General features: G+C 56.4%; 4 protein-coding genes and 1 pseudogene. All 5 read left to right on the forward strand.

Features of this window, described 5'->3' with window-relative positions:
• Positions 1-122 precede the first annotated feature (122 nt).
• Positions 123-905: a DeoR/GlpR family DNA-binding transcription regulator gene (locus VAE57_RS12180; protein ID WP_322822147.1), complete on the forward strand. Its 783-nt coding sequence runs from the start codon at positions 123-125 to the stop codon at positions 903-905.
• A gap of 10 nt (positions 906-915) precedes the next feature.
• Complete coding sequence (locus VAE57_RS12185) at positions 916-2,433, forward strand: sugar ABC transporter ATP-binding protein (protein WP_322822148.1); 1,518 nt, start codon at positions 916-918, stop codon at positions 2,431-2,433.
• A 48-nt stretch (positions 2,434-2,481) separates the two neighbouring features.
• Positions 2,482-3,513: an ABC transporter permease gene (locus VAE57_RS12190; protein WP_322822149.1), complete on the forward strand. Its 1,032-nt coding sequence runs from the start codon at positions 2,482-2,484 to the stop codon at positions 3,511-3,513.
• On the forward strand, positions 3,503-4,516 hold the full coding sequence (locus tag VAE57_RS12195; protein ID WP_322822150.1) for an ABC transporter permease: 1,014 nt from the start codon (positions 3,503-3,505) through the stop codon (positions 4,514-4,516). Before VAE57_RS12190 ends, VAE57_RS12195 begins: the two co-directional genes overlap by 11 nt.
• A gap of 57 nt (positions 4,517-4,573) precedes the next feature.
• A pseudogene (locus VAE57_RS12200) lies at positions 4,574-4,991 on the forward strand (sugar ABC transporter substrate-binding protein); the annotation flags it as partial.

Consider the following 4,991-nt stretch of genomic DNA (forward strand, 5'->3'; position numbering starts at 1 on the left):
GGTTACGACGTTCTTTCGCTCCCCACCATATTCGTAAAATTTCGTAAACACTTGACAAATCTTGAAAATCACTATAGACTATGGAAACCATTCCCGATAAGTATCGAACGGGGCAATCGTGTATGACAGATCACAGCAATGAAGCGCTTCCGCCAGAAGTACGGCGCGATCAGATTATGGCCTTGCTTCAGCGCTACGGTCAGATCACTGTGAAGTGGTGTGCCGAGCAGCTCGGTGTTTCTGAGGTGACGATTCGGAGCGATTTTGCCATTCTTGAACGCGAGGGTATGCTGCGCCGGGTGTGGGGCGGGGCTGTTCTGGATCGACCGCTCTGGCCTGAAGGCAGTTTCGCTTCGCGTTTGAAGCAGCAGGCAGCCGAGAAGGAGCGGATTGCCCGCATTGCGGCTGAGTTGATTGTCGATGGTGATACGGTGATGCTCGATGCCAGTACGACGGCATATGCGATTGCCCGTCAGATTGCGGATCGCCGTAATTTGACGGTCATTACGAATGGGATGCATCTGGCGCTGGCGTTGGGCGCTAATCCGGCAATTACGACGATTGTGATCGGTGGGCAAGTACGCGGTGATACCGGTTCGCTCACCGGTACGCTGGCCGAAGAGATGTTGCAACGACTGCACGCCGATAAGGGTTTTTTTTCGGCACGTGGTCTGACTGTGGCGAAAGGGTTGACCGAAAGTTCTATTCCCGAAGGGTTGCTGAAGGCTGAGATGGTACGCCACGTGGATCGGGTGATTGCGGTGCTTGATAGCAGTAAGCTCGGTCAGACGGCGTTGACCAGCTTTTGTCCGGTGGATGCGATTCACCATTTGATTACCGCCGGGCCGGATGCTCCGGAACGGAGTGCGCCGTTTACCGGTTTTTTTCCGATCACGATTGTGTAGTGAGGGTTGTATGCAGGTTTCGCCGGTGCTTGAGATACGCGATATTTCACGGCGGTTCGGTAATACACAGGCGCTCGATGGCGTCAGTTTGCGGTTGTATCCGGGTGAGGTGCACGCGCTGCTCGGTGAGAATGGCGCCGGTAAGTCTACGTTGATCAAGATTATGACCGGTGTGTACCAGCCTGATAGTGGTCAGATTCTGCTCGATGGCCGTCCGGTGCATATCGGAAGTACGCTGGCTGCACAACGGTTGGGGATTGCGGCGATCTATCAGGAACCGCTGATGTATCCCGATCTGAATGTGGCTGAGAATATCTTTATCGCTCATGCCGGTCGGGGGCCGTTTGTCGATTGGGGACGGATGTACCGCGAGGCGGAGGCGCTGCTGGCGCAACTCGATGTGCGGCTGGATGTGCGTCTGCCGGCCCGTGGGTTGAGTGTCGCTGCCCAGCAAACGGTTGAGATTGCGAAGGCACTGGCGCTTCAGGTGCGGGTGTTGATTATGGATGAGCCGACGGCAGCGCTGTCGGCACACGAAGTGGAGCAGCTTTTTGCAATTGTGCGGCGTTTGCGCGATCAAGGGGTGGCCATCCTCTTCATTTCGCACCGAATGGAAGAGGTGTTTGCGATTGCCGACCGCATTACGGTGTTTCGTGATGGCCGGCTGATCTCTTCAGCGCCACGCGCTGAGGTGACGCCCGAACAGGCGATTCGTGATATGGCTGGGCGGAGTGTTGAGCAGCTCTTTCCGCGCCGTCATACGGTGCGCGATCAGGTGCTGGTAGAGGTGCGTGATCTGAGCCGTCAGGGTGCGTTCCAGGGGATTTCGTTTGATGTGCGGGCCGGGGAAGTGTTGGGCTTTGCCGGTCTGGTTGGGGCACGACGCACCGATGTGGGGCTGGCGCTCTTCGGGATTGCTCCCGCCGATAGCGGGACGGTGCGGATTGATGGACAACTCATCCGAATTAGCAATCCTCGCCAGGCTATGCGTCACGGCATTGCGTATGTCAGTGAGGATCGGCGCGGTCTCGGCCTTTCGTTGCCGATGTCGATTGCGGCCAATATCACCTTACCAACGCTCCGTCGCTATCTCAATCCACTCGGTTTGTTGCGGCAGGCAGATGAGATCGCAACCGCTGAGGCGTATCGCCAACGGCTGGCAATCCGGGCGCCCTCAGTGGCAGTCGAAGTAGGCAAACTGTCAGGTGGCAACCAGCAGAAGGTGATGCTGAGCAAATGGCTCAATACCCGCCCCCGTTTGTTGATCCTAGATGAACCAACCCGTGGGATCGATGTTGGGGCTAAGGCTGAGGTGCACCAGATGATTGATGATCTGGCGGCGGAAGGGATTGCCATCATTCTCATCTCGTCGGATTTGCCCGAGGTGCTGGCGATGAGTGATCGGGTGTTGGTGATGCGTGAGGGCCGGCAGATGGCGATCTTTTCACGTCAGGAAGCAACCCAGGAACGGGTGCTGGCAGCGGCAATGGGACAAGAGTATATCGGTATTGATGAGAATGGTAGTTGAACACCCGATACCAGGCAGGTTACCGGTAGGTCAGGTAGGGAGCACACCATGAATACGTGGCGGCAGCGGATTCGGCCAGAGCAGATCCGCGAATTGAGTTTGATCGGGTTAATCGTCATTGCGCTGTTGATTTTTGGCTGGCAGATCGAGAATTTCCTCTCGGCACGCACGTTTAATCGCATTACGTCGAGTGTGGCAATTGTCGGTATGGTAGCCATCGGGCAGACGCTCGTGGTGCTGACCCGCAATATCGATCTGTCAGTAGGTTCTATCGTTGGCTTTACCGCCTATGTTGTCGGCGCGCAACTGGCCGCGAATAATGGCTTACCGCCGCTCGTTGCGGTAGGGATGGCCCTGCTGGTGGGCGGTACGATGGGTCTGATCAATGGTCTGATTGTGGCCTATGGCCGGGTGCCGGCGATTATTACAACCCTGGGGACGCTGGCAATCTACCGGATGTTACTGATTAATTACGCGAATGCGCGCACGATCACTGTCGACTCGCTGCCGTCGTGGGTGGTTGAGTTGAGTAGGCAGAACCTCTTCACCATTGGTGATTTTGCTATTCGGCCACTGTTTACAATTACGGTCGTTGCTGTGGTGGTGTTTCAGTTAGTGTTGGGCTACACCATCTTTGGTCGGCGATTGTATGCGATTGGTTCCAATCCCGAAGCAGCACGTTTTGCGGGTTTGCCGGCCCAGCGTATGGTGCTGGCAGCGTTTGTGCTCTGCGGCATGCTCGCCGGGTTGGCCGGGTTCCTGTTTCTGGCTCGCTTTGGCAATATCACGGCGGTTGCCGGGCAGGGAATCGAACTCGAGTCGGTAGCAGCAGTGGTTGTCGGTGGTGTGAATACGTTTGGTGGATCGGGAACGGTACTGGGTGCGCTATTGGGTGCTTTGCTCATCGACTTGCTCGGCCAGGGGCTGTTGCGCTGGCTCGGTATCAGTGAGTTCTGGCGTGATGCTCTCTTGGGATTGTTGATTCTGCTGGCAGTCGCTTCAGACTCGGTCATTTTAGGCTGGCTACGCCGTTTGTGGGCAGCGCCGGCCTTGCGTGCGGAGGTCGGCCATGAACGCTAAACTGCGTCGCCTGCTGAGTTGGGAGGGGTTGCTGCTGGCAGTTTTGCTGCTGGTTGCAATTATCAATACCAATCTGGCTCCGGCGTATGTAAGCCTGAATAATCAGATTAATCTCTTTCAATTGTCAATCGAGAAGATTATCGTGGCGCTGGTGATGACCTTCATCATCATCAATGGTGAGATCGATCTGTCCGTGGCGTCGGTGATGGGGTTAGCTGCCTGTATCGTGGCTGTGCTCTTCGAGCAAGGTATACCGATAGAGCTTGCGATTATGGTGGCGTTGCTGGCCGGTGCATTGTGTGGCGCATTCAACGGTTTCTGGGTCGCCTATGTCGGGCTACCGTCGCTGGCAGTGACCCTGGCCGGTATGATCGGGTTTCGTGGCGTGGCGCGGATTCTGATCGAGGATCGCTCGATTGGTGGCTTTCCAGCCTGGTTTACTGCGCTTGGGCAACAACCACTGGTCGGTCCATTCCCTTTTAGTCTGATTGTCTTCGCCTGTCTGTTCACGGTTGCCTTTATTGTTCTGCAATACTCCGGCGTTGGTCGCCTGGTCTACGTGGTGGGCCATAACGCAGCGGTTGCCCGCTATTCCGGGATTGATGTTGCCCGGTTGAAGCTCGGTCTCTTCGTCGCCTCTGGTCTGGTTGCGGCACTGGCCGGTATTTTGCTGGCTGCCCGACTGGGGGCTGTGCGAGGGAATACCGCCGATGGGTTTGAGCTGGACATTATCACGATGGTGCTCCTCGGTGGGGTAAGTATCTTCGGTGGGGTTGGCAATCTGGTCGGCGTTGGCCTTTCGATCCTCGTTATCCTCAATCTGCGCAACGGGATGTCGTTGCTCAATGTAACGGGCAACGTGCAAACCGGTGTTGTAGGTTTGTTGTTGATCCTCTCGGTGTTGTTGCCTAATCTGGCTCAGATTCTGCGTGAACGCTGGCAACGACGCATTGTGCAGCGAAAGGAGGTGCCTGCCGAAATCGAGACCAGTGTTTCGTCGTAGATGACAGGTATCGAACAGTGGTGTTCAATTGTTGCTCGTGGTTAGAGGAGTGTGTTTATGAAATTGACAAAATCCCATCTCTTCCCTGTCGTGCTGCTGATCTTCGCTTTGTTGCTGGCAGCCTGTACGCCACAAGCTCAGACGCCTGCCCCAACCAGTGCCCCGGCACCGACCAGTGCCCCAGCACCGACCAGCGCACCCGCGCCAACCACTGCTCCAACCGGTAGCGTTGTGTCGGCAACGCCTGGTCTGGACATTGATATGATCCTGTTGCCTAAGTTCCTGGGCATTGCCGTCTTCGACCAGGCATACGAAGGCGCCAAGGAAGCGCACGCCGAGTTGCAAAACAAGGGCGAATTGATCTTCACCGGGCCGACAGCCGAGAATTCGGTGGCCGGGCAGATCGAGACGCTGACCAACGCAGCGACGCAGGGGGTGAAGGCGGTGATGCTCTCGAATAACGCCGGTGACCAGA

Origin of the sequence: Chloroflexus sp. (assembly GCF_034434295.1) — a bacterium.
Taxonomy (GTDB): Bacteria; Chloroflexota; Chloroflexia; order Chloroflexales; family Chloroflexaceae; genus Chloroflexus.

What these genes read in the sequence shown, in the direction of transcription:
- VAE57_RS12180 (WP_322822147.1), top strand. Translation starts at nt 123, where the DNA reads ATGACAGATCACAGCAATGAAGCGCTTCCGCCAGAAGTACGGCGCGAT.
- VAE57_RS12185 (WP_322822148.1), top strand. Translation starts at nt 916, where the DNA reads ATGCAGGTTTCGCCGGTGCTTGAGATACGCGATATTTCACGGCGGTTC.
- VAE57_RS12190 (WP_322822149.1), top strand. Translation starts at nt 2,482, where the DNA reads ATGAATACGTGGCGGCAGCGGATTCGGCCAGAGCAGATCCGCGAATTG.
- VAE57_RS12195 (WP_322822150.1), top strand. Translation starts at nt 3,503, where the DNA reads ATGAACGCTAAACTGCGTCGCCTGCTGAGTTGGGAGGGGTTGCTGCTG.